Consider the following 3193-nt stretch of genomic DNA (forward strand, 5'->3'; position numbering starts at 1 on the left):
ACATAGGATTTAATATCAGGATATTTAGCTGCTAATTCAGGATCAAAATTTGAATTCTCTGTCACTTTAAAATTTTCCATTTTTCCATTTGAATTAGGGAAAGAAATAACAATTCCTGATTTTTCTGTAGCTCGCTTGGGAGCTCTTGATAAGGTATTTCTTAATCCATCAATATCCAGATGATAAAGTCTGGGAGATTCAATGTTTGTTTTGTTCTCAACAACTTCTGAAAATTCTTTTTGATTCTGTGAAGTCCATAAACGATCTGTCTGTGCGAAGGAAAAACCTGATAGTACAAGCATTCCCATCATCAATAATTGTTTTTTCATATAAAAGTGTAATTTTATTTATGTTATCCAAATCTAGTGAAAAAACAATTGTTTAAAATTCAATACTGCTATAGAATGTTTCAATTATTAATAATAGATTATGTAATTAAATGAAAAATAATAATAAAAACCACAATAAAAAGAAAGACTGTTCTATACAGAACAGTCTTTTACATCATATTAATTTTAATAGTTATTAATTCTTAACAAATCGTTTAGAAACTTCTCCAATTTGGATCATATAGGCTCCTTTAATTAAGTTGCTTACATTTACAGATCCTCTCTGAAGTTTTCCTGAATCAACTACTTTTCCACCCATATCAAAGATTTTGTAATCTTCGGAAGTTGTATTGGAGATGTACATGATATCTTTTACCGGGTTAGGATATAGCTTGATATCAGTCATCAGATCTTTCGTATTGGAAAGTTCTCCTCTTCCTGAAGAAGTAATATTAATTGTATAATCTTCAACCTGTCCATATGTATATGCCTCACAAGATGAAGCAGGGATTGAGCTGTATTTCATCATTACTCTCATTCTTGTTGAACCAAGAACTGCTGTTGATGGAATAGTAACAGATCCTGTAACCGGACTTGTTGTAGAACCTGCTTTAGACCAAACAAGCTCACCACTGTCTGCAAAGCTGCCGTTTCCATTATAATCAATATAAACTGCATAAGCTTCACTGTATTTCGTAGAAGTCCAAACAGGAGTGATAGAAAGGGTATAAGCTGTTCCTCTTGTTACATTGGTAGAAACTGAAGTAAAGTCTTCATATCCTGCAGTTCCGGTTGAAGTATTGTTGATAGTACCAAATTTCACATTACCGATTCTTTCATCAGTAGTATTGGATGCTGAAGCTGAACAGTAAGTAACCGTTCCACCACCTGCAAGCGTTGTAACGTTCACTGTATTACTTGAAGAAGAAGCGTTTCCTGCTGCATCTTTTGCTTTTACAGAGAAGCTATAAGTAGTAGATGGAGTTAAGCTTGTTACGGTATAAGTAGTAGAAGCTGTAGAGCCAATTAATGAAGCACCCATATACACATCATATCCTGTAACTCCTACATTATCTGTAGCTCCTGACCAGGAAAGGTTGGTACTTGTAGAAGTTGTTCCAGACGCCGCAAGGGTAGGTGCAGTAGGAGCAACTGTATCTGGTGTTCCTGATCCCGCATTTACAGAAATATTGGCATTATTTACATCAAAGAAAATATGGTTGGAACCTTTTACCATAATTCTTCCTGTAGTAGTAGAAACATTAGGAATAGTTACAGCCTGAGATCCGTCATTAGGTGTTGCAGATAGTAGAGTAGTCCATGTATTTCCGTTGTCTGTAGACCAAAGAATATCCACATTGGCAGTGTTTACACCATTAGCAGTAGTTCCTGCAACGTCCCAGGTTACAGTTTGTGAGCTTCCGCCTGCATAAGTTGTTGCTGCGTTCTGAGAAGTAACAGCAAAAGGTCCAGCAGTACTGTTTACTGTAATTACTGCATCGTCCGAATTGTTTCCTGAACCTCCGGCCTTATTATCACGAACAGTAAATCTGAAGTTTAAAGTTCTGGCTACTGAAGAAAGTGCTTCAACGGTAATTTCAGAACCTGCAGTAGTTGTTGAGCCTGCTAAAATAGAAGCCATTCTTGGGAAATATCTTGTAGGAACAGTAGTTGGTGTCCAAGATCTGAAATTAGGTCCTGAAGCCTTTGTTGCGCTTGCAGCAGAACTTGCTCCGGTTTGAGAAGAAGATGCATTATCCATCTGTTCCCAGATATAAGTTAAAGAATCACCGTCTGCATCTGTTCCGGTTCCGGTTAAAACAAATGGAGTTCCTTTTGGAATTGTATAATCTAAGCCTGCGTTAGCAGTTGGAATTGAGTTTCCTGTATTGGTATTTACAGAGCAGGTTTTAGCTTTAATATTATTGGTGATCTGTTGAATGCTGATTGCATGGAAAAACGCATCAGAATGAGGCTGAACATCCTGGCTTGTAATTCCGGCATATCCCATAATAGTTGACCCTGAGCCAGGTTCCATATTAGCTCCTGTTCCTTCATTATTCATAGAGAAGGTATGATTTCCCCCAAATTGGTGCCCCATTTCATGAGCTACGTAATCAATATCGAAATTATCCCCTGATGGAATTGCGTCTGCAGGAGAAGTGTAACCACTACCTTTTGAGCCATTTGTACAGATACACCCGATACACCCTGCATTACCTCCACCTCCTGAAGCTCCGAACAAGTGACCGATATCATAATTCGCTTCTCCAATTACGGAAGTTAATGTACTCTGTAACTGAGAGTTCCAACTGCTCATACCTGATGCAGCAGAATAAGGATCTGTAGATGCATTCGTATAAATAACCGCATCATTATTAGGAATAAGAACCATTCTTGCTGCAAAATCTTTTTCAAAAACTCCGTTTACACGGGTCATGGTGTTATTCATTGCAGCCAATGCCTGGGCTTTTGTTCCTCCAAAATAAGCAGTATATTCTCCTGTACAGGATAATGCCAGTCTGAATGTTCTCAGTTTAGCATCATCGGCATTAGGTCTTGCGGCAATATTTGTATTAGATACTCCTTTCTTGGCAACGTCTATTACAGTACATTCAAATTTACTAAGATCATCATTTTTGTCAGACTTTTTGTAAACAACATATGTGGAAAGATCTTTTGCATATGGCTCAATGAATACAGCTGATTTATCACCATAAATTTCCATGGATGATAATCCTAGTGGAGAAACACTGAAATACACTGTTGAATTTGGATCTTCAAGTCCTTGTCCTACATAGGATTTGATATCCGGATATTTTGCAGCTAATTCAGGAGTAAAGTTGGAATTTTCTCTTACTTTA

General features: G+C 37.3%; 1 protein-coding gene and 1 pseudogene. Both read right to left on the reverse strand.

What is annotated here, in order from left to right:
* Nucleotides 1–329 (reverse strand): annotated as a pseudogene (locus tag BBH99_RS10565) (reprolysin-like metallopeptidase); the annotation flags it as partial.
* Between the two features lie 196 nt (nt 330–525).
* A partial coding sequence (locus BBH99_RS10570; protein ID WP_066695330.1) for a reprolysin-like metallopeptidase occupies nt 526–3193 on the reverse strand: 2668 nt, incomplete at its 5' end.

Source organism: Chryseobacterium contaminans (assembly GCF_001684955.1).
Classification (GTDB): Bacteria; Bacteroidota; Bacteroidia; order Flavobacteriales; family Weeksellaceae; genus Chryseobacterium; species Chryseobacterium contaminans.